Origin of the sequence: Microcoleus sp., assembly GCF_049646505.1 — a bacterium.
GTDB lineage: Bacteria > Cyanobacteriota > Cyanobacteriia > Cyanobacteriales > Microcoleaceae > Microcoleus.
This window is the reverse complement of the sequence record NZ_JBARVX010000003.1, coordinates 1-21937: the sequence shown is the minus strand read 5'-3', so window position 1 is coordinate 21937 and position 21937 is coordinate 1. Positions and strand designations below refer to the sequence as shown.

The window sequence follows — 21937 nt, the reverse complement described above, 5'->3', positions numbered from 1 at the left end:
ATTATAATCTACCCATCCAGGGCAGACTTGATTGCCTCTTCTATCATACATTCCCCCCTGACAATTAATCCACCCTGCTTTACAAGGGGGGGTTGGGGGGGGTAGAAATTATGTAGCGCTATTTTATGAATTTAATCTTACTACCTATCCGCGATCGCATAGTTTACGATTGCTGTTGAACGATCGAACCACTCTAGATGCTGATGACGCAAAGCCTCCAGAAAAGAGAGATGAATAAATCAGAGGCGGCGTTAATTAGCGTTCACCTGCCAACATCTGCGGTTTTACGATTCAAAACATAGTAAATCGCCCAAATTGCCATCGCCCGCAAATAGTGACTCGCCCGAAAAGTCCCCCCCGCCGTAATCGCTTCCGGCGTGCGAAACTGCAACCCATTCTCATAAATTTGCTTCACCACCGCATCCGTCAATTTAAACGCTTTATCCTCCATTCCCATCTGTACCAAAAAAGCAGCCAACCCAAAATTAATCCCCGTCCAAACTTCCAAAGGATGAGTCGCATTAGGATTTTCCGGCGAACCGTTCAGCATTACCCCATTCGCCGCACCGAACTCGCCCTCATTGAACTTCAAAAAGCAAGAATCGTACACAGTTTCTAAAGCGCTGACAGCACATTCTGGCGGCACAATATCCGGCAATCCTAACAGCTTCGCGTAAAATTGGCCGCACAATTGGTCTGCCATTACCACTTCCGATTTACTCTCGCTGTCCAAACGGTAATATTGACCGTTCCACAGTTTTTCTTGATAGCTAGGTCTTGCTTGTAACAGCCAACTGTGATATAGTACAATCTTCTCTTGGGGATTTGGAATTATCTCAGGTGCTGCATCTTCTAAGATTTCGCCGATCGCGATCGCACTCTCCAGCGCCGCCAACCACAAACCCCCGCAATACGCACTAATTCCCCGCATTTGCCAATCATCAAACGTCTGATCCGGCGCACCCGAATTCTCAGGAATTCCGTCGCCATCCTCATCAAAGGTTTTCAGATAAGCCAAAGCCTCAACAATTGCCGGCCAACAATCTTGCAAAAACTCGCAATCTGTGCCGCCAGTCAACAAAAAGTCACGATAAACTTGCAACACAAAATCGCAAGGTAAATCCTTCCACAAATTGCAATCTTGATAGCTAGTATAATTCGTTTTCTCCCAAGGATGTTCGTTAGGAGCACCCAAATCGTGCGGTGTCGCACCAACAGCTTTTCTAATCGCCGCAGCTTGATTCCAGCCAACAATTCTCGGCGTATCGTCTCCCGCAGAAATTGCCCTAGCAAAGGCAATCATTACCGACTTTTCTAATTCCGGCCACAGCATCAACAAAGCAAAAGAACCGTAAAGCCGCACGTCCAAACTTTCGTACCAGCGGTAATCAATGCACTCTAAAACCCCAAATTGACCCTTGGGATCGCGTTCGTCCGCCGCACTCCAAAGAGTACCGCCGTCAGTCAAAATGTACAACTCATTAAACAGCGCCATTTTGAAACGGTCGGACAAATCTGTGCGTTCTAAAATAGGTTTTTGCCAAGCTTCAATACTTTCGCGCCAAGTATCGGAATGCTTCATCGCCGTGCGAATAATCGGCCACACATTTTTGCCATTGCGCCCGAAGAAATCGGTATAGCGGCGGTAATAAGAAACTCCAGATGCAAATTCAGTAACGGGCAAATCCCAAGCTATGATAAAGGGGATTTTGCGAGTTTTACCCGGTCGAATTGTAAAGCGAACTGCGATCGCACAAGCCAACTGTTCTCCGGCTGCTGCGGCTGTCTCGTCTCTGTCATCCAACAAGAAACCTTCAGCAGAAAAGTTGCGCCAAACATCATCGCCGTCCCCCGCCGGGTTCCAGCGAGTTTGATAGAATACTTCTACCGCCGGATTGGTAATAGTTGCGATCGCCCACTGTCCATCTCCTTCTTGCGGTTCGTCACCAGCAGACAACCGCGTCATCACGCAACCGATACGGTGAAAATCTTCCACCAACAAATTTAAATTCCCGCCACTTTCTCCCCACCTGGGTTTATAGTCATAAAATGGACTACCATCATCTCGCACCATCACGGGAACCCCCCCGTACCCCCCCTTAGTAAGGGGGGGTACGGGGGGTACAGCATTAGTAAACCAACCAACAATATTTTCCCAAGTTAACATGATGCTAAGAGTAATCGGCGCATCTGTAGGATTGTGCGCCACCCATTCAAACATTGCAACTGGATAACTGCTTTCTTGATAATTGTTTGGCAAAATTGGGGAAAATTGCTCGCAGCTTAATTGAGCTTCAAACACATTTTCGTAAACAAACCAACTGCGCGGATATAAAGCATGATAAGTCCCCGAAGATTGAAATTTTTTCTTCTCTTCCCTTCTTCCGTCTGCCTTCAGAATTCCATCCGTTACATCCCGTACATTGCTCGTTGCCGAACTTCCTTCGCAAGGATACCATTTCCAACTAGATAAACTTCCATCTTTCGGCGGTTCAGTACACAGTGCAAAAGCTTGTTTTTTGCCTTTTGTTTCTTCAAAAACGCTGAACTGACAAGCGGGTAAACTGCGAAAAATGTGCTCGCCGCCGTCGATGTGCCAGAGGTTGAAGTCGCCGCGGGGCGATCGCCCGATGCAGCCTGCGCCGAACCCGCCCAGAGGCATTCCGTGCCAGGGGCCGTCGTCGAGATTGCTGGCGTAGCGGACTGTGTAGGGATTGTCCCAACCGATGCCGATGGGACGTTTCCAGGTGTGTGGAGGGATGTTTGGATTGGATGTGCGATCGTTATTCATGGGATTAATCTTAGCGTGCGATCGAGCTTAACAATCCTGATTGTTAATAAATTTAGCTTTTCACCTAAATTTGCTCTTATGCCCCAATCAGTATAGTGTATAATCTAAATTACCAGTTCACTCTATTACGGAAAAAGTCAGATGAGTCGAGCCATTAATTTTCAAACGGTTTCTTGGTTTTGGGATCTCTACACAAGACACCTGCTCGATCTTGAGCCACCTTATCAAAGACGCAGTGTTTGGAATCAAGAATACAAAGACTTTTTTATTGATACTGTACTTAATGAGTATCCTGCCCCGGCAATTTTTTTGTATCAAGAGATTACTCCTGAAGGTATCTCTAAGTATAGTATAGTTGATGGAAAGCAAAGGTTATCCACTTTATTCGACTTTGCTAAAAATGAATTTCCTGTAAGTGAAACAGCAACTATTACAAGAATTAGAGGAAAATATTTCACAGACTTAGACAATGAGTTCAAGCAAAAATTTTGGAAATATCAGTTTGCTGTTGAATATGTCCCATCCGACGATGAAGCAATTATCAATGATATATTTGACCGTATTAACCGTAATGTTAGTAAGTTAACACATCAAGAACTGCGTCATGCAAAATTCAATGGCGGATTCATTACTACTGTAGAAGATTTAACTGACTGGATGGATTCAATTCTCCCGCCCAACTTTCCGTCAATTCCTGCAAAAGATAGAAAACAAATGAAAGATGTAGAGTTTGTGACTCGACTTTTACTTTTTCTAGAAGAAGGAGTTAAATCTTATCGTCAGGATGATTTGGATAAAGCTTTTAACGATCGGGATTTAGCTTGGGACGAGCAACATGAAATGGAATCTGAATTTAAACAAGTGATTTTATCAATAAAAGAGTTGTTAGATTGCTCGCCAGAAAATATAAACTTATCTAAAACCAAGCTCAAAAATCAAGCGGATTTTTATTCGTTATTTAGTGCAATCGCAGAACTAAATCGTGAAAAATCCTTAAATATAACTGCCGATGTCGGCAAAAGGATTTACGAATTGATGGAATCGGTAAAGTCTCCTGAAACAGCCATAAAAAATCAGGACACCCAAGCCTATTATGATGCCATCACAACTTCATTGAGTTCGTCAGGAATTGAAAAAACTAAAACTAGAATTAATCTTTTAAAATCAGTGATTTTAGGAACTATTAATTTGTGATTAATTGGTAAATTATCAAATTTATGATTTATCCTCCTATTTTAGACCGCCAGTATCAACAATATCATCCCCTGGTTGAAGAAGTTGCAAAGCGAGTCAAATCAACCATGCTGAATTTTTGTGACGACAAAGGATATGCACTGACTTCGAGAATTAAAACTATTGAATCTTTAGCGGAAAAAATCGAGACAGGTAGATTCAAGAAATGGTCTGAATTAAATGACTTATTTGCTTGTACGCTTATTATACCAAGTATATCACAAGAACAAGAAGTGATTGAATTTTGTCAAAATACTTTTGATGTCAATAAAACTGTAAAAAGAGGACAAAACAAAAAATCTCCCGATAGTTTTATATTTGATTCAACCAGAATTTATGCTCGCTTAAGAAGAGCCGAAGATCCAGATTTAGATAATTTGTTAAGTATATTTGATATTCTGTTTGAAATTCAAATAAAAAGTGCTTTTGAACACGCCTGGGCAGTTTCCACTCACGATTTGGTTTATAAAAGTGCTGAGATTGATTGGAAGAAACTCCGTTTAGCGGCACAAATTAAAGCTACTGTTGAACAGCTAGATACCATGATTATGGCATTTGAACAAATAGCTTCTACTATACAAGAGCATGAGTATCCTGAAATCAAAAGAAAGCGTCAAATAGCTGTTGCTACCCAAAAGCTATTTGCTCAAAAAATTCCCCAAGAATTTCAACCAAAAGATATGAGCCGTTTTTGCGATAACTTATATGGTATTCTTGCCAGGGCTGGAAAAGAGAATAAAATTCAAGAGGCTATTAAATGTATTCGAGACAAAGTTAATTCAACACCAACCGACTTAATTCCTCGTAGTATTTCGTTGTTACAATATTTTTTGGCGATTTTAGTAGAAGAAGAAATTATCGTTTTGCCTTTAGACAAGCATTGTTTTCACATAACGGAAGAATTGATCGCGCTTTATCCCATTTTTCGGGACAGCGTTAATTCTATATTTCAATATGATATGTGACAGTTTTAAGACAAACCCGATCGCCCTTCCTTACGCAAATCCCAAATCAGAACCTTTTCCCGCGTGCACCAAAGCCAACTTTTCGTAACGCTTAGCGTGTTCCACCAACTCCGCAGATTCCTCCTCAGAGACATCTCGCAGCCGCTTCGCAGGCACTCCCGCAACCAGCGTGCGAGGGGGAACGTCCTTCGTCACAACCGCCCCCGCACCGACGATCGAGCCTGTGCCCACTCTCACTCCATCGAGGACGATCGCCCCAATCCCGATCAAACACCCCCGTTCAATGTAAGCTGAATGAATCACCGCTCGGTGTCCGACAGTCACAAAATCTTCCAACACAGTCGGTTTTCCCGGATCGCCGTGCAGAATTGCTCCATCTTGGATGTTGGTACTTTTACCGATCGCAATTCGCTCTACATCCGCCCGCACCACCGCCCCGTACCAAATACTAGCGCCCGCAGCCACCTCTACCCTGCCGATGACAACAGCGCCAAAAGCGACAAAAGCAGCTTGGGAGAGATCCGGCCTGGGCCAATAAACAGGAAGTAAAGGCAGAGGTTCGTTGAGATTGCTCATCTTTTTGGTCGATCGCGATACTTCTAGCAGATTAGCTGGTTGTTGATACGGGATATAATAAGACTATTTGCCACTTTTGCCGATAAATATGCTGGGACGCAAATAAATGATTGAAGTTGCCTTGCAATACCCGATGTTTGGCCCGGAAATTCAGTGTCCCCACTGTCGCCAAACAATTCCGGCTTTAACACTCACGGATACCTATTTGTGTCCGCGTCACGGGGCATTTGAGGCAGATCCAAAAACGGGAGACCTGGTTCACCTTCAGTCGGGGCGGCACTGGCGCCGCTGGGAGGATGAATGGTATCGCCAGCACACCCACCCCGACGGGATTCGGTTTGAAATTCACGAAGCGCTCGATCGACTTTATACTCAAGGCTATCGAGCAACTCGCGTAATCGTGGCCCAACGCTATCGGGACTTAATCAGCACTTATTTGGAACGCAGCACGCCTTGGCGGGGCCAGTCGGAATCGTCGTCGCGCCCGAAGCTGTACGGTTTGCCTGTGGATTTTAGCCCAGATCCCCAAGAAAACCCTTGTTGGGAAGTGATTAATTTTGATTTGGAAAAAGAGCCGGGAGTTCCTACTAGATATCCGTATTTTCGGTTGTTTGAATAGTCATTAGTTATTGGTTATTGGTTATTGGTTATTGGTTATTGGTTATTGGTTATTTGTTATTTGTTATTGGTTATTTGTTATTGGTTATTCCCAATTCCCAATTCCCAATGCCCAATTCCCAATTCCCAATTCCCAATTCCCAATTCCCAATTCCCAATTCCCAATTCCCAATTCCCAATGCCCAATGCCCAATTCCCCAATCTAAAATCTAAAATCTAAAATCTAAAATCGAATGCACCACGCCTCCATTCGCACTGCTAACATTCACCGGGCGATCGCCTTTTACGAACAGTTAGGGTTTACTGTGAGCGATCGCTTTACCACAGGTTACACCCTAGCCTGTTGGATGGAAGGTCTCAACGGACGCATCGAACTAATTCAAATCCCGGAACCAAAACCCGCACCGGATGCTTTCGGTGACGAGCATTATGTTGGGTATTATCATTTATCTTTCGATTTAACTGAGGCGACAACTGACTTGCCTACTTGGTTGCAGTCTCTCAAAAAACAGTTTGAGGAAGCAGCTAAAGACCAACCAAACCAGTTTCAACCTTTGAAAGTTTTATTAGAACCGACTCAACAGGCGATCGGGCAAAATGTTTACGAAGTAGCTTTTATTGCCGATACTGATGGTTTGCCTTTAGAATTTATCCGGCGGCTTAATTAATAACTAACCGCTGCCGATAATCGTTCTCTCTCTCAACCGTCAACTGAGAATAATTATTACTCTTAATACCTAGTAACATTCCCTACCAACTTAACAATATTTTTCTCAAAAATAGCTAGATTTTGAATTCAAAATCTAGTACATTGTCTTTTTCCTATATAATATGAACATCTATTCATACTATCATGCGTAGGTAAAAACCCAGGAAACACCATGCAAAAAGCCAAATCGAGCGATTCCGGCTGCTGTGGTCACGAGGACCAGGACGATCGCAGCCATGAGAATCATAACCACGGACACGACCACGGACACGACCACGGACACGACCACGGGAACGGAGATTTCAACCTCAAGCAAGAATTGATTCCTGTGATCTTGGTCGTTGTACTGTTTGTCGGCGGTCTAATTTTTGAAGAAAAACTGCACAACACGCCCTATTCTATAGCTGAATATCTGGTTTTCATCCCCGCCTATCTTTTGAGCGGATGGAATGTTTTAACCAGCGCCGGCCGCAACATTCTGCGAGGCCGAGTGTTTGATGAAAATTTCTTAATGACTGTAGCAACACTCGGCGCTGTCGCTATTCACAAACTCCCTGAAGCAGTCGGGGTGATGTTGTTCTTCAAAATCGGAGAACTTTTTCAAGAATTTGCCGTGGGGCGATCGCGTCAATCGATCCGATCGCTTTTAGAAATTCGCCCAGACAGCGCCAACCTCAAGCAAAATGGCGACATCAAAAAAGTTTCGCCCGAAACCGTAGCCGTCGGCGACATCATCCTAGTCAAACCGGGAGAAAAAATTCCCTTAGACGGCGAAATTATCGACGGAAACTCTCAGATTGACACCTCTGCACTAACCGGAGAATCAGTACCTCGAACCGTGAAAGTTGGAGAAACAGTTTTAGCAGGAACAATTAACCAGACAGGAGTTCTCACCGTCAAAGTTACCAAACTATTCGGCGAATCTTCAATCTCTCGAATTCTGGAATTAGTAGAAAATGCCAGAAGCAAAAAAGCTGAAACTGAGAAATTTATCACCAAATTTGCCAGTTACTACACGCCCTTTGTAGTATTTGCATCCCTAGCAGTGGCTTTAATTCCGCCTTTGTTCATTTCTGGAGCAACTAATGCAGACAGATTTTTGTGGGTTTACCGCGCCTTAGTCTTGTTAGTTATTTCCTGCCCTTGCGGATTGGTAATTAGCATTCCTCTGGGATACTTTGGGGGAATTGGCGGTGCAGCCAAGCGCGGTATTTTGGTTAAAGGCTCGACTTTTTTAGATACGCTGACAGCAGTTAAGACAGTTGTTTTGGACAAAACAGGAACTCTGACAAAAGGAGTTTTTAAAGTAGCAGAAATTGTACCTCATAATGGTTTTTCCAAATCTCAGTTAATGGAAATAGCCGCAAAAGTAGAATCTCAATCCAATCATCCAGTCGCGAAATCTATTCTGGAAGCTTACGGCGGCAAAATAGATTCCTCGGAGGTGACAGATTACGAAGAAATAGCGGGACACGGCATTCGAGCCAAAGTCAACAATCAAATTGTTTTTGCGGGAAATGACCGTTTGCTGCACCGAGAAAACATCCCTCACGATGCCTGCAATGCTGAGGGTACGATCGTGCATTTGGCAGTAGACAACCGCTACGCTGGCTATATTTTGATTGCTGACGAGCTTAAAGACGACGCAGTACAGGCGATTCGCGACCTCAAGAAACAGGGTGTAGAGCGCATCGTGATGCTGACGGGAGACAATCAAGCTGTAGCCGATAGTGTTGCGAAAAAGCTCGGTTTAGATTCCTATTTAGCTGAGTTATTGCCCGAAGGAAAAGTTGAGGCGATCGAAAAACTGATCGCCAAATCTAAAAAAGGCGATAAAATTGTCTTTGTGGGGGACGGAATTAATGATGCACCAGTGCTTGCTAGGGCTGATGTGGGCATAGCGATGGGGGGTTTGGGTTCGGATGCGGCGATCGAAACTGCCGATATTGTGATTATGGCAGATGCACCGTCAAAGGTGGCTGAAGCGATCCAAATTGCCCGGAAAACTCACAATATTGTCTGGCAAAATATCATTTTTGCCATGTCAGTTAAAGGCATATTTATTGCTTTGGGTGCTTTTGGGTTGGCTACTATGTGGGAGGCCGTTTTTGCCGATGTTGGGGTGGCTTTAGCTGCGATTTTCAATGCTACTAGAGTGTTGAAATAGAGTTTTTTGAGGTTAGTCTTGCCTACCTTACGCACAATTGAAACATACATTCTGAGGTCACAAATATTATGCTTCGTCAACGTTCTATGCCCTGGATTCACCGCTATTCCCGTCCGATTATGGCAGGAATTGCCTCGATAGGAGCTGCGGTAACTGCCTATCTAACAGCAGTCAAGTTATCCAACGGAACGGCAGTTTGTCCGATCGAAGGCTGCGATATCGTGCTTTCGAGTCCCTATGCCTATGTTTTTGGTTTGCCTCTTTCTTTGTTCGGTTTTTTGGGCTATTTGAGCATGATTGTTTTTGCCGTAGCTCCCCTACTTGTTAATCCCACAGAACAGAAGAGTTTCCGCTCTAAATTAGAGTCTTGGACGGGACTATTTTTGTTTGCTGGCGGCACAGCTATGACGATTTTCAGCGGCTATCTGATGTATGTACTGGCTGTTGATATCAAAGCAGCTTGTATTTACTGTATTGTGTCTGCTTTGTTTGCAACTAGCTTGTTTGTATTATCATTAATCGGTCGCGAGTGGGATGATATCGGGCAACTATTTTTTATAGGAATTCTGGTATCTATGTTAGTGCTGATTTCTTCTTCGGCTCTTTATGCTGATGTGAATAATCTCGGTACTGCTAGGGAGACTAGCATGAATACCACAACATCTTCTGGTACTTCTGAAATTGCTTTAGCGCGACATTTAAAAAGAGTTGGAGCTAAAATGTACGGATCTTATACCTGCTCTCACTGTCAAGCGCAGAAGGAAAGTTTTGGCAAAGAGGCGGCTCGAATTATCAATTATATCGAGTGCAATCCTCAAGGGAAAAATGCGAGGCCTGATCTTTGCCAAGCTGCGAAGATTAAAGGGACTCCGGCTTGGGAAATTAACGGTAAGTTTTACGAAGGGCAAAAATCGTTGCAGGAGTTAGCTGATTTATCTGGCTATCAGGGAAGTCGGGAATTTCAAAATCCCTGAAATTAGGAATGCTGACAAGAGGGCTTTTTGGCGATCGACCTTATCGCAGTCGATCGCCCGCAGCTCAGTTTAATTCCGGTTGCACTCCTGGTGATGTTAACTGTTAACAGTCAACAGTTAACAGTCAACAGTCAACAGTCAACAGTCAACAGTGAATTTACTATTCCGATGAAGAGAGGATTTGAGATCGCGGTGAAGCGATCGCACTTGATACCAAGCTCAATCAAATTACCAAAATAAAACCCGCCAGTGCGGGTTTTATCTGAAAGTTAATTGTTAATAACTTACGGTTTCAACTACTTCTTAGGAACAAGAGCCTCGTTAGCAGCAACGGGACGAGTTGACGAAGCGGTAGTTTTCAAAAGTGCGATCGCCTGCGCGTAAACAGGATCGTCCTTAGTCGCAACCAACATCGGTTTGTTAGCTAATTTCAGCTTTTCTGCGTCGCTGACTTCGACTTTGACATCGGGAGTAACGCCCTTGTGGCTGATATCAGTACCGTTGGGAGTATAGTAGTGAGCGATCGTCACAGCCAATCCCGAACCGTCAGCCAAAGAATGCACCGACTGCACCAAAGCTTTGCCAAAAGTTTGACCGCCGATCACAGTTGCGCGCTTGTTGTCCTTGAGAGCACCGGCCAAAATCTCGCTGGCGCTGGCCGAGTTGTCGTCCACCAGCACCACCAAAGGCTTGTCAGTAATCGCAGTGCGATTTGTCACCATTTCCTGAGAATCTCCGGCTCGATCGACTGTACGGACGATCGACCCAGTATCCATCCACATCCGCGCGATATCAATGCTCACCCGCAGCAACCCGCCGGGATTGCCGCGCAAATCCAAAACAAAAGCGTCAGCTTTTTGAGCCGAGAGCTTTTTAATCGCCACCTCCATTTGTTCGCCCGCGTGGGAACTAAACTCTTGCAAGCGGATGTAACCGACTTTCTCGCCCCCTTCATTCTTGAGGCTGTAGCGAACCGCAGCTACCTCAATTCTCGCCCTAGTCAGAGTGAGATCGAACTCGCTTTTGCCCGGACGAGCCATCCGCAGCGAGACTTTCGTGCCTTCGTCGCCCCGAATTATCTGAGCCGCATCCGAGACAGTCATGTCCTTGGTAGTTTTGCCATCAATCGCCAAAATCGTATCGCCCGCTTGAATCCCTGCTTTTAGGGCCGGGGAATTTTCCATCGGTTCGACTACTCTAATCGCCTTCGTTTTCTCGTCTTGTTCCAGCCTCATCCCCACTCCTGTGAGTTCCCCAGAGGTTTGATTCGTCAGCGCTTCGTACTGCTTCGGGTCCATGAAGCGCGTGTAAGGGTCATTTAATTTCTCTAGGGCTTTGCGGAGAGCGGTGTAGGCAGCTTCGCGAGAGGTATAATTTGTGCTCAGCAACTCTTGGCGGGCCACTTGCCAATCAGTCTTGTTAAAGCTGCCATCGACATACTCCCGGTTCACAATTTGCCAAGCTTCGTCTAAGACAGCTTTGGGGCTATCTTGAAGCTCGGCGCGGACTGATTGGCTCAGACCCGGAACGAGTAAAGATATCGAAGCGGTTGTGGCCATCGCCCCAGTGAACAGGGCTGCCTGTAACTTAGAAAAGCGTCTGCGGGCTTGATTCATTGAATTTTGGCTCAATTCGATTTTAGATTTTTGATTTGAGATTTTATATTGCTAAAAAATCTCAAACTACCATTTAAACTATTGCGTGGAGGCTCTACCATCCCTCTGAATAGTTTAACGAGATTCACAGCAGATCGCCAACCAATCATTACTGTATTTTAATAAACTTAATTTAAAACTTGGATTTGAATGTGCCGTGGAAGCTAAAATCGAACAATTTTCGCGCAATAAGTGGTTGAGCCTGCTTGCCAATGGAATTATCGGTACAGCAGCGCTGGCGGGAGTGATTGCCATGCAGTCGATCGAGCAATTGGGAGGAATGCCCCCAGTTAGCGTTCAGAACCAAAAGTCGCTCTCTGCAATGTCTGCTGCCAGTTTCAAGCAAGCCGCCCAGCAAGAAGCCCTGCGGCTGAAAATGCTCAAAACATTTCCTAGTTTTGGGTTTGACAATTTAATTGCCGACTGGACATTTCTGAAATTTTTGCAGTATTTTGGCGACGACGAAGCGCGAGACGTGACGGGCTACAATCTCAGCCAAGATTATTTTGACATAATTACGCGGCGCGACCCCAAGTGGGCTGACATCTACCTGTTTCTGTCGGCGGCCGTTTCTTTTTATCAGGGAAAGCCGGAAACTGCTGTTAAGTTTATCGAGCGAGGTACTAGCGCCCTTTCGCCGCAAACTCATCCCCAAGCGTGGATAGTGTGGCGAATCAAAGGTATTGATGAGTTGCTGCTGTTGGGGGATATTCCCGACTCAATTCGCTCTCACGAAATGGCCGCTGAGTGGGTAGAAAACACAGCCGACGGGCCGAAATTAGCGCCCATTTTTCGAGCAACTGCTGACTTTTTGCGCCGAGATCCAGATAGCGTGCCGGTGCGGTTTACTGCTTGGAGTACGGTTTATTCTCAAACAACCGATAAGTTGGTGCGGCAAAGGGCGAAGCAAGCTCTTGTCAAGTTGGGAGCTCAGGTAAAAAAAGATAAAGATGGAAACGAGAGTTTTATTTTGCCGGCCAGAAAGTAGTTGATTGTTGACTAGAACTCTTGCAAAAATCCAAAGCACCCCACCCCAACCCTCCCCTCCCGCGGGGAGGGAGCAAGATTATTCTTGTTTCTCCCCTTAACAAGGGGGGACTAAGGGGGGTGAATTTGATTGTTGACGGTTGACTGTTGACTGTTGACTGTTGAGGGCGGGCACTCTTGGCACCGCCCCTACTGACTTTTGATTGTTGACTGTAATTCTGCAATCTCAAATCTCAAATCTCAAATCAGCTTGAGTTAATTCGCGCCATTCACCGGGTTTCAAGTCATTTAGTTGCAAATGCCCGATCGCGCTTCTCACCAGCCGCAGCGTCGGAAACCCTACTGCTGCGGTCATCCGGCGCACTTGGCGGTTGCGGCCTTCTGTGAGAGTCATTTCCAACCAAGCTGTGGGAATGTTTTTGCGAAATCGAATCGGGGGCTGGCGGGGCGGCAATTGGGGTTCTGCCGATAATAATTGCACTTTTGCCGATCGAGTCCGATAATCTTGAATTGTGACACCAGTTTGCAAAAGGGCGATCGCGCCTGCATCTGGAACCCGTTCCACCTGAACCAAGTAAGTGCGAGGATGAGCGAATTTTGGATCGCTGAGGCGGTGCTGCATTTGTCCGTCATCGGTTAACAGCAACAAACCTTCGCTATCGCGATCGAGCCTTCCCACCGCATAAACATCAGGAATCGGAATATAATCTTTCAGGGTACTCCGTTTAGTCTCACTGGAATTGTCAGTAAACTGAGTTAAAACATCGTAAGGTTTGTAAAATAGAATGTAGCGATAGGGCATGACCAATTAACAAATAAAAATGTACAAAAATTCCGACTAGAAAAGATATAAAATCGTCAAAAAACTATTTTATTTATCTCTCTCTTTTCTTCCTTCTCTGCGCCCTCTGCGCCCTCTGCGGTTAAAAAAAAATCTTATTAACCAACGATTCAAACCAGCTATAAAATCTTCCGCCCTTAACAGCCTCGTAAATCTCAACTACCCAACTTTACCATGCCCGAAGCCACACACCGCGTTTGTATCGTCCTAGGAACTCGCCCGGAAGCAATCAAACTAGCCGCTGTAATTCAACTGTTCAAAAATTCACCAATCTTTGACACCCAAGTAATTTTAACCGGTCAGCACCGAGAAATGGTCGAGCAAGTAATGCAAATGTTCGACCTGAAAGCCGATCGCGATTTAGCAATTATGCAGCACCAGCAAACCCTAACCGACATTACATCCCGCAGCTTGCAGGGTTTGGAAGCTTGCTTTAAGGAATTGCAGCCAGAAATCGTATTAGTTCAGGGCGATACAACAACAGCATTTGCGGCAGCTTTAGCTGCATTTTACCAGAAAATACCAGTCGGTCACGTAGAAGCCGGATTGCGAACCGACGATTTGTTCAATCCCTATCCCGAAGAGGCTAACAGGCGGTTGATATCTCAGCTCACAAGGCTGCATTTTGCCCCAACAGCGCTGGCTGCAGAGAATTTAGGGCGATCGGGCGTTGTAGGAGAAATTCACCGTACAGGCAACACAGTAATCGACGCTTTGCTATCCGTCGCCAAACGCCAACCAGAATGCAACATTCCCAACCTAGATTGGAGCAAACACCGCACCATTTTAGCAACAGTCCACCGCCGCGAAAATTGGGGAAAACCCTTAGCAGGAATTGCGCGAGCATTCATCCAAATCTTAGATAAATTTCCCGACACAGCCTTACTCTTACCGCTGCACAAAAATCCAACCGTTCGGGAACCTTTAAAATCTCTTTTAGGCGACCATCCAAGAATCTTTTTAACCGAACCGTTGGACTACGCCGAATTAGTAGGAGCCATGCAGAGAAGTCATTTAATCCTCACAGATTCCGGCGGCTTGCAAGAAGAAGCACCGAGTTTGGGCAAGCCAGTTTTAGTATTGCGAGAAACTACAGAAAGACCCGAAGCAATTGCCGCCGGAACAGCTAAACTTGTCGGTACAAATCCTGATACAATTACCGCAGAAGCCACAGAATTGCTGAGTGATTCTGCCGCTTACGACGCAATGGCAATGGCAATCAATCCCTTTGGCGACGGTTTAGCAGCCTCCCGGATTTTAAAAATAGTTGAAGAGTATTTTTCTGATTAAAAACTAATCCTAAAATTGGTTTGTAGTGAATACTTTAGTCCGCCTCCATCATAAAACTAAATTCCTCACTACAAACCAATATGATTGTGGTCATTCTAGGGAAAACGATCTAATTCAAAATTGAATAAACAGCACCTTAGAACTATTACCAATCTCCACCGCCGCCGTCTCCACCAGAGTCACCCCCGCCAAAGCTACCGCCGGAGTCGCTACTGCTGTAATCGCTGCTACTGCTGTAATCGCTGCTGATACTACTACTACTGCTACTATTAGCAGAGGATCTAGTCAACCAAATTATCCATCCTATAAATACAAAACCAAAGAAAAATCTCAACTGCTCACCTGTAAAGCCACTATTCGTAACAACTGGTGATTCTGCAGGTATTGGCGACGGTGTTAGCGCTTGACCTGGTACTATGGGAACCAAAGGCAGCGCGGTTTGAGATTGCACGTTTGCGATCGGAGTTTGTAAAACATTAACTAACGCCTTTGTCCCCGCCAATGTACCCCCGTCAAAGTCCTGCTGTTTAAATCTGGGCGCAATCTCAGTTTGAATAATACTTACCGTTTTCGCATCGGGCAAAATGTCTTGAATCCCCGAACCTGTTTCAATTTGAACGCGGCGTTCACCCGACGAAATCAACAATAAAACTCCGTTATTTGTACCTTTTTTGCCAATTTTCCAAAAGTTAAATAATTCTGTAGCAAATGCTTTTGGTGTTGCAGATGGTTTAGTATCGGGCACTGTCACAACAGCAATTTCCGAGCCGTTTTTTGCCTCCAACTCCGCAATCATCTGATTTAGCTGAGTTTCTGTGCTGTCACTGAGAATGTTTGCTTTATCTGTTACCCAAGTGTTATTTACTTGTCGGTGATTCGGTACTTCTTGTACTGTTATAGCTTGACTCGCTACCGGAAATGCAATTGCCGAGAAGCACAGCAAACTGCTAAAAATTATTTGTTTTTTGCTAGATTGTAATTGCATCGTTTCAGTCTCCTGAATAAGTGCCAATCAGAAATTTCAATAGATATGTCCGCCTAATTACAATTAAATAACCAGCTCGCTGTGATGTCAATTCATATTATTCAGAAGTTTGATTCATAAAAGTCATATTTTTAACGGTTTCCGCACCTTATACCAATTTCATAAAGTAGCGCTAGATATTACCCCCCCCAAACCCCCCTTATTAAGGGGGGGAGCTAAAACTTCATCTACACCACATCTTTATAAAAATGGTATTACAGTTCTACTCCTAGACGCAGGGGCGGCCAGAAACCGGGTTTTTAAGCAAAATAATTGCTCGCAACCGTGAATTTCGGTTCAAAAACCAGGTTTTTTAGTGGGCGAGTGCGATCGCCCACTAATTTAGATATATTTAAGGAGAAGGAAGTTGTGGCACAAAATTGCTGCTGCCTTTATAACCGGATAAAAGAGCAAGTTTTTCCAAAGATTGCCTGCCGGTGTAATATTTTCCCCGAATTTCCCAAGTGGGATAAGCTTGAATCTTCGCAGCTTTGCACAAATCCGGTTGAGCATCTTTGCCTCTGGGATCGCACTCAATGTAAGTAATTGCGGTAAATGCTTGTTTGCCGAAAAGTTCTTGTTGCGTGTGACAGTGAGGACACCAGTAAGCACCGTACATTTTAGCTTTAATCGTCTGCAAATGGGTTGCTAAAGCTATTTGATCCGGCGCGGATTCGCTAAGAATCGGGGGCGCTTCTGGTTCGGTAACAGGCTGTGCGGCAGGAGGTGGAGGGAGGGTTTGTGCTAAAGTTTGAGTGGATTGGTTGCTGAAGCTTAACTGTGCAATTCCTCCGTCTGCTTTGGTACTGCCGAAAATCCCCAGAGTTAGGAAAATTGCGATCGCACAAAAGTTGAATTTGCTTACTTTCATCTTGAATTTCATCTGGGATTTGCTAGGATTTCGCGAGCTTGATTCATAGCCTCTACAGCATTGTGTACCACAAAAATGTTAATTTTGCCTAAATCTTTAAAGAAAAGTTGACTTTCCCAGCTATGATTTAACAAAATAACTTGCTTGTGAGCTTTGATGGCTAGGGCAATTTCCGAAGCTGTGCCCGCGCCCGTACCGCAGGCAATTATCACATCTGAAGAAAGAATATTAATGTTATTTCTGGCGTTTCCCATATCGGTGACAATGGCAATATCTACAGCTTCGGAAATGCCGCGAGTATCGTTTCCCGGAAGGATGCCGATTGTTAAACCGTTAGCTGATTTTGCACCTTTGTTGGCGGCATCCATCACGCCGAGATTTCTGCCGCCAGTTAGCAATATCCATCCAGCTTCGGCGATGAGTTGTCCGAGTTGATAGGCGTTTTCTAAGTCGGTTGATGTGGCACTTTCGCCTGGGCCCATGATGCCAATGATAGTTTTTTTCATAGTGTTAGAGTAAATAGGGTGTTATTAATACTTGCTAGTTTTTTGGCGATATCTGCGAATGTATGTTATCATATAAATAGTGGTTTCTTCAAAACATTTTTAACACAACTAACTTCCCTAATTTTCCTAGTATTTTCCCATGAAAGAGCAAACATTTAAACTAGATGAATCTCAGATAAAATTTTTAGAACTCTGTCAAAACTATGGATTTAAAGATGCTAGTGAATTAGTTAGAATCGCAATTAAACGCCTGGAATTAGCATTAGAAGTGGAGCGATTGGAAGAATCTGCGGCTCTCTATGCAGAAATCTATGAGGAAGATACAGACTTGCAAGAATTGACGGAATTAGGTTTAGAAGAATGGCTGAAGCTATAAAATTAAAACGCGGTTTAATTATTGAAGTTAATCTCGATCCAACGAAGGGTTCTGAAACGGGGAAAATTAGACCTTGTGTTGTTGTGACCAACAATACTTATAATGAGCGAGTTCCTGTAATCCAGGTTGTTCCAATTACTGCTTGGAGTGAAAAAAAAGCCAAGATTAAAAGTAATGTGGAGATTGAACCGTCTGAAAGAAATGGATTGACAAAAAAATCTATTGCTGATTGTTTGCAAACGCGCCCTATTGATTATAGTTCTCGTGGGGTAGATATCCGAGGTGAACTTGAACCAGAGGTGATAATAAAAATTGATCTAGCTCTCAGAATCGTGTTTGCTTTGTAATTTTCAAGCTTTTTAAAGAAGAAATAATCAATAGGTTAAGAGGCGATCGGTATTTTTGGTACTTATTAACTGAGTGCTAAAGGTTGTTTGACCAATTGTTCGATCGCGATCGATCGACAAACAGCTTCAATTTTATTATTTCCACCAATTTCAAATAACAGATGCAGCCACTCATTAGGAGAAAGGGATAGATTTTCTAACCAAGGAGAGGGAGTAACTTGCTCCCAGCCGACGATTGTACCGAGGTTCGCAGGTTTTTCATTTAACTCATCAGAATTGGGGTTGAGTTGTACATCCAGTCGAATGCAGGTTTTGAGAATAATGTTTAAAAATTGGTCATTGGTAGCAACTTCAGAAGTAGAATTAGTTGAATTGAGTTGCCAATAGTAGTTGAGATTGAGGACATAATCATAGGGAAATTGCCACCCCATCGATAGCAGTTCTGATTCGGTAAAATCGTATTGTTGCCAAATTTCTTCAAAGTTCATAGTCTGATGAATAAATGGGGTTAAGGGAGCAGAATAAAGTGTGTGTCTCCACGACTTCCGGGTTTTCCTGATGCGTTTAGGGGTTGTTCTGCGGGTGCGCCACCTCCTGGGCCATTGTAAACGCGAGCATAGGATGAACCATCAGGTTGAGTCATAATTCTGACACTGTATTGAGTGTCTGGGCTTGTCCAAATTGTACCCGCACCGCTTTTTGATCCTCCTCTAGCTGGAGTGGATATCCAACCGGAAGCAGTAAGTTCTGTTTCGAGGGTGATTTTATCGATTCCACTGACAAGGAAATTGAGAACATCTGTGACAGTTAGGATGTTACCTGATGACATAGTTCATGGAAATTGGATTTTGGGTGCGGGAATACTCAGAGATCGAGATCCTTTCATGATTATAAAACGGGCGAGATCCCTTCTGAATTGTTAGAAAGGGCGATCGATCAAAGACTAATGGAAACAACATCCCCAGCATCATTAATGCGAATTGCCGAACCTGCTGGCAGGGACGATATCATAGTGCTAACTTGTCTCATCAAAGGTACAAGATGGTCGGGTCTTGTACTGCTAGAATCTAAGACCACAATTCTAATAACATAACTTGCTAGATTTTGTTGATAGGGAAGATTTTTATCAGCCGTGATAAAAACATCAAAAGGATGATTCTCGGATCTCTCCAGAATTTCCCTGTCTTTTAGCCCTCTCCACCCCATGTCATAAACATTGCTGATTGAATGACCCTCGTCTAAGAAAGGCTGCTTCAGTTTTTGACTCAAGAGATTTTCATCAAGCAATATAAGCATTTGAATCACTTTCTAGCGAGAGCATCATCTTAGTGAGATTTTCTAGCACTTTAATTGCCTGACTTTCTAGGTAAGGAAAATCATTAATAAATTCTGCGAAACCGCTTTCACCTTCCAGGTAGTCAAAAAAAGTCTTTAAAGGGACGCGGCTGCCGACAAATACGGGGACACCGCTCATAACTTCTGGATCGCGGTGAATAATTCCTTTTCTTTGCAGTAATTCTTCTATTTTCACGGTCTTTACTCCTTTATATCAAAAGAAGTGGGCAAGTGTAGCTGTAACTTATAGGTAATCGTATCATAAATTCAGCAGAAGCGATCGCCCTTCTGGATTATTAGAAAGGGCGATCGATCTTTTTTTACCGCAGATGGACGCAGATTAACGCAGATGTCAGAAGGGCGATCGATCTTTTTTCACCGCAGATGGACGCAGATTAACGCAGATGCAAGAAAGGCGATCGCTCTTTTGATTGTAAAACGGGCGATCGCACTCTATTTCTTTTGGGGAAATTCTACCAATTCTGATTCCTTAAGACGTTGCGATAATAGGCAATCTTCAAAGCTGAAAGCTTCTGAGTCTAGAAAACTAGCAAGTGCCATTTCGATCGCAGCTTCCAGAGAGCATTCTAGCTGTGTAGCTTTTTCCATCAGGGCGACTTTCACATAGTCAGGCAAATGGGTCATCAGCGAATGAATAGCTTCTGGTGGTAAGTGTTGGATCTTGAGGGTCTGAGTCATTGTTCTCTGGGGATTTTAACGTTGTACGGAGGATTTGTAGCTTGAAGGATGAGGGTTTCTAATTCATATAATAACCCTGGTTTTTGCCATTGGTTGAGGGTAACAAAGGCGATTCTTACATCATCTGGATCGTAGCGATCGAGCCAGCCCCAGAGGAAGGCTTTGTGACCACCTCGCAGTCGATCGCGGAGGTTCTTGGCTTTGCCGATGTAGAGCAATCCTTCGGTGCGATGTCGAAAGGCGTACAAACCAACTTTAGCAGGAATGGTGTCGAAGTCGCGGCTGAGGGGATGGCATCGATCGAAGGGGGTAAAGGCGAGATTATCGAGAATTTGGCGGGCTTCTTGCTGGATGGGGTTGGTCATCGAAATTGCCAGATGCAAGCGGTTATTCCATCATACAAGTAGAAGCGATCGCCCTTTTAACAAAAAACCGATCGCGAATTCATTCCAAATAGCGATCGCCCTTCTGAATTATTAGAAAGGGATCTCGATCTTTTTTGACCGCAGATGGATGCAGATTAACGCGGATGCAAGAAGGGCGATCGATCTTTCATCTCAAATAAAAGAAGATCGCCCTTTCGGATAGTTCCAAAAGGGCGATCGCTTTTGTTGTTGGTGAGAGTTAGCGTCGGGCGATCGCTCTTGTTTGGGGAAAGGGCGATTGCCTATTTATTGATAACCCTCAATGTTTTAAGTGTTATAGCCATATCAGCTACCAGATACCACCACCACCATTAAACTCTGATGAATCTGGATTGGGTACTATATCCTTCAAAATCCAAGAACCATCACCTTTTGTCTGTGCTATGAGTTTCGCTTCCCAATTTATACCATAGTCAATTACCCAAGGCTTTTCACTTGAATTCATTTTGTCAAGCCCAAAAATGTCACCAAGGGACGAAGTATTTTTATCCTTAGCTTGTTTTAACATTTCTGTGAAAAGGTTTTCAACAGCACCGTGGGTCTCCCACAAGGGTTTTACCCCAAAGTCTATGTTAAAAGACTCGTCAGCAGTTCTAGCGCGATCAGGAGATCCAAGCGCACTGCCATAGAATCCCCAAGACCAGGAAGAATTATCGCTGAACTTGACTTGATCGGAATAATGTCCTCCTCCAAAGTCATAAGATCCTAATACTTCTGTAGCCGGATCTAGAGCAATAATTTTATTGACTCCACCCGGAATTTTTGCTGCTATTTCAGCAGCAACGTAAGAACCAAGACTATGACCAACCAAATTGATATTTAAGCTTGGTATTTTGGATTCTCTGAGTAGATTGGCTGTCCAATCTGCAACTGAATCAATCCAAGAAGCACCAATTTTTGAATAAGCGTTCGTAGAATAAGCTGCACTTCTCCAGTCAAGTACAAGAACTTGGTCGTCTGGTGAGTATCCATAAACTGCGTTTGCCAGTGATGTGTTGTCTGTTAGTTCATTAAGAACATCTTTGTCAGGGGGAGGTGGGTTATTCGTCATACCGTGAATAACTAACCATGTATTTTTACTTGGAGCGATTGCTTTCGATGATCCATCAGCAAACACAAGACCTATATTATTAGACTTTGTTCCCAATCGAGTGTTTCCCGTGATAGTTCCCCAAAATGGAGCTTTCACAGAATTTAGATTGCTTGAATTATCATCAATAGCTGTAATACTAATAGGTTTTACCACACCCACCGCGCCAATATTACTAGGCGATGTCTTAGGTAGTGGTGTCCCTTCTTGGTATGCGATCGCCTTACTGCCATTCCAGTAAATGTGACCGTGTTCAAAGTATTGAACGATATTTCCCCCCAGACTCTTTTGATCACTCTTAGGAGCGCCTAACGAACCCTCCAATCCACCTGTTTTCAAGAATTCCCGATAGAAGTTGCCGTCGATTGTGTAACCGTTGAGATTAATTGAATTAGACGGTGACGGATTGAAATCAACATTCGGGTTGTAAGCGGGCGGATTGAAATCAACATTCGGGT

General features: G+C 44.2%; 25 protein-coding genes. 12 read left to right on the top strand and 13 right to left on the bottom strand.

What is annotated here, in order from left to right; translation table 11 throughout:
* Nucleotides 1-262: 262 nt before the first annotated feature.
* Entirely contained in the window at nt 263-2791 is a 2529-nt protein-coding gene (locus WBA89_RS00220; RefSeq protein WP_424402950.1) for a GH116 family glycosyl hydrolase, read from the bottom strand.
* A gap of 141 nt (nt 2792-2932) precedes the next feature.
* On the opposite strand from WBA89_RS00220, the gene WBA89_RS00215 reads away from it, so the two are divergent.
* Together WBA89_RS00215 and WBA89_RS00210 are read left to right on the top strand one after the other, a co-directional pair.
* Nucleotides 2933-3985 (top strand): DUF262 domain-containing protein, encoded by a 1053-nt coding sequence (locus WBA89_RS00215; protein WP_424402948.1) that lies wholly within the window; start codon nt 2933-2935, stop codon nt 3983-3985.
* 23 nt (nt 3986-4008) lie between these two features.
* Complete coding sequence (locus WBA89_RS00210; RefSeq protein WP_424402946.1) at nt 4009-4989, top strand: hypothetical protein; 981 nt, start codon at nt 4009-4011, stop codon at nt 4987-4989.
* Nucleotides 4990-5019: 30 nt separating this feature from the next.
* Here the strand turns inward: WBA89_RS00210 and WBA89_RS00205 are convergent, their stop codons facing one another.
* Nucleotides 5020-5565 (bottom strand): gamma carbonic anhydrase family protein, encoded by a 546-nt coding sequence (locus tag WBA89_RS00205; RefSeq protein ID WP_424402944.1) that lies wholly within the window; start codon nt 5563-5565, stop codon nt 5020-5022.
* A 106-nt stretch (nt 5566-5671) separates the two neighbouring features.
* Here WBA89_RS00205 and WBA89_RS00200 point away from each other — a divergent pair, with 106 nt between their 5' ends.
* From WBA89_RS00200 to WBA89_RS00175, 6 genes are all read left to right on the top strand, one after another.
* Nucleotides 5672-6184: a TIGR02652 family protein gene (locus WBA89_RS00200; protein WP_424402942.1), complete on the top strand. Its 513-nt coding sequence runs from the start codon at nt 5672-5674 to the stop codon at nt 6182-6184.
* A complete protein-coding gene (locus WBA89_RS00195; RefSeq protein WP_424402952.1) occupies nt 6181-6396 on the top strand; it encodes a hypothetical protein in 216 nt (71 codons plus the stop codon). The genes WBA89_RS00200 and WBA89_RS00195 overlap by 4 nt, the downstream gene beginning before the upstream one ends.
* 20 nt (nt 6397-6416) lie before the next feature.
* Nucleotides 6417-6851, top strand: coding sequence for a VOC family protein (locus WBA89_RS00190; RefSeq protein WP_194013059.1), 435 nt, complete (start codon nt 6417-6419; stop codon nt 6849-6851).
* A 213-nt stretch (nt 6852-7064) separates the two neighbouring features.
* On the top strand, nt 7065-9059 hold the full coding sequence (locus WBA89_RS00185) for a heavy metal translocating P-type ATPase (protein ID WP_424402939.1): 1995 nt from the start codon (nt 7065-7067) through the stop codon (nt 9057-9059).
* A gap of 68 nt (nt 9060-9127) precedes the next feature.
* The gene (locus WBA89_RS00180; protein ID WP_424402937.1) at nt 9128-10033 is read left to right on the top strand and encodes a vitamin K epoxide reductase family protein; all 906 of its coding nucleotides are present in this window, start codon (nt 9128-9130) and stop codon (nt 10031-10033) included.
* 27 nt (nt 10034-10060) lie between these two features.
* Nucleotides 10061-10273 carry a hypothetical protein gene (locus tag WBA89_RS00175; protein WP_424402935.1) on the top strand — a complete coding sequence of 71 codons (213 nt, stop codon included), beginning with the start codon at nt 10061-10063 and terminating at the stop codon, nt 10271-10273.
* A 56-nt stretch (nt 10274-10329) separates the two neighbouring features.
* Here the strand turns inward: WBA89_RS00175 and ctpB are convergent, their stop codons facing one another.
* Nucleotides 10330-11649, bottom strand: coding sequence for a carboxyl-terminal processing protease CtpB (gene ctpB / locus WBA89_RS00170; RefSeq protein ID WP_424402933.1), 1320 nt, complete (start codon nt 11647-11649; stop codon nt 10330-10332).
* A gap of 196 nt (nt 11650-11845) precedes the next feature.
* On the opposite strand from ctpB, the gene WBA89_RS00165 reads away from it, so the two are divergent.
* Nucleotides 11846-12676 (top strand): hypothetical protein, encoded by an 831-nt coding sequence (locus WBA89_RS00165; RefSeq protein ID WP_424402931.1) that lies wholly within the window; start codon nt 11846-11848, stop codon nt 12674-12676.
* 225 nt (nt 12677-12901) lie between these two features.
* Here the strand turns inward: WBA89_RS00165 and WBA89_RS00160 are convergent, their stop codons facing one another.
* Nucleotides 12902-13477, bottom strand: a complete 576-nt coding sequence (locus WBA89_RS00160) for a pseudouridine synthase (protein ID WP_106150588.1) — start codon at nt 13475-13477, stop codon at nt 12902-12904.
* Between the two features lie 213 nt (nt 13478-13690).
* Between WBA89_RS00160 and wecB the strand changes: the two genes are divergently transcribed.
* On the top strand, nt 13691-14806 hold the full coding sequence (gene wecB / locus WBA89_RS00155) for a non-hydrolyzing UDP-N-acetylglucosamine 2-epimerase (protein WP_424402929.1): 1116 nt from the start codon (nt 13691-13693) through the stop codon (nt 14804-14806).
* Nucleotides 14807-14951: 145 nt separating this feature from the next.
* Here the strand turns inward: wecB and WBA89_RS00150 are convergent, their stop codons facing one another.
* From WBA89_RS00150 to WBA89_RS00140, 3 genes are all read right to left on the bottom strand, one after another.
* Complete coding sequence (locus WBA89_RS00150) at nt 14952-15791, bottom strand: TPM domain-containing protein (protein ID WP_424402927.1); 840 nt, start codon at nt 15789-15791, stop codon at nt 14952-14954.
* 391 nt (nt 15792-16182) lie between these two features.
* On the bottom strand, nt 16183-16701 hold the full coding sequence (locus WBA89_RS00145; RefSeq protein ID WP_424402925.1) for a hypothetical protein: 519 nt from the start codon (nt 16699-16701) through the stop codon (nt 16183-16185).
* 8 nt (nt 16702-16709) lie between these two features.
* Nucleotides 16710-17207 carry a TIGR00725 family protein gene (locus WBA89_RS00140; protein ID WP_333396325.1) on the bottom strand — a complete coding sequence of 166 codons (498 nt, stop codon included), beginning with the start codon at nt 17205-17207 and terminating at the stop codon, nt 16710-16712.
* Nucleotides 17208-17346: 139 nt separating this feature from the next.
* On the opposite strand from WBA89_RS00140, the gene WBA89_RS00135 reads away from it, so the two are divergent.
* A complete protein-coding gene (locus tag WBA89_RS00135) occupies nt 17347-17583 on the top strand; it encodes a hypothetical protein (RefSeq protein WP_424402923.1) in 237 nt (78 codons plus the stop codon).
* A complete protein-coding gene (locus WBA89_RS00130) occupies nt 17568-17930 on the top strand; it encodes a type II toxin-antitoxin system PemK/MazF family toxin (RefSeq protein ID WP_424402921.1) in 363 nt (120 codons plus the stop codon). Before WBA89_RS00135 ends, WBA89_RS00130 begins: the two co-directional genes overlap by 16 nt.
* Nucleotides 17931-17995: 65 nt before the next feature.
* Here WBA89_RS00130 and WBA89_RS00125 read toward each other — a convergent pair whose 3' ends face one another.
* From WBA89_RS00125 to WBA89_RS00100, 6 genes are all read right to left on the bottom strand, one after another.
* On the bottom strand, nt 17996-18418 hold the full coding sequence (locus WBA89_RS00125; protein WP_424402919.1) for a hypothetical protein: 423 nt from the start codon (nt 18416-18418) through the stop codon (nt 17996-17998).
* Between the two features lie 448 nt (nt 18419-18866).
* Nucleotides 18867-19226: a DUF5615 family PIN-like protein gene (locus tag WBA89_RS00120; RefSeq protein WP_424402917.1), complete on the bottom strand. Its 360-nt coding sequence runs from the start codon at nt 19224-19226 to the stop codon at nt 18867-18869.
* Nucleotides 19210-19461 (bottom strand): DUF433 domain-containing protein, encoded by a 252-nt coding sequence (locus tag WBA89_RS00115; protein WP_424402915.1) that lies wholly within the window; start codon nt 19459-19461, stop codon nt 19210-19212. The genes WBA89_RS00120 and WBA89_RS00115 overlap by 17 nt, the downstream gene beginning before the upstream one ends.
* A 257-nt stretch (nt 19462-19718) precedes the next feature.
* Nucleotides 19719-19964, bottom strand: a complete 246-nt coding sequence (locus WBA89_RS00110) for a hypothetical protein (protein WP_424402913.1) — start codon at nt 19962-19964, stop codon at nt 19719-19721.
* Nucleotides 19961-20329 carry a GIY-YIG nuclease family protein gene (locus WBA89_RS00105; protein ID WP_333467402.1) on the bottom strand — a complete coding sequence of 123 codons (369 nt, stop codon included), beginning with the start codon at nt 20327-20329 and terminating at the stop codon, nt 19961-19963. The genes WBA89_RS00110 and WBA89_RS00105 overlap by 4 nt, the downstream gene beginning before the upstream one ends.
* 349 nt (nt 20330-20678) lie before the next feature.
* The coding region (locus WBA89_RS00100; RefSeq protein WP_424402910.1) for an alpha/beta fold hydrolase at nt 20679-21937 on the bottom strand (1259 nt) is incomplete at its 5' end.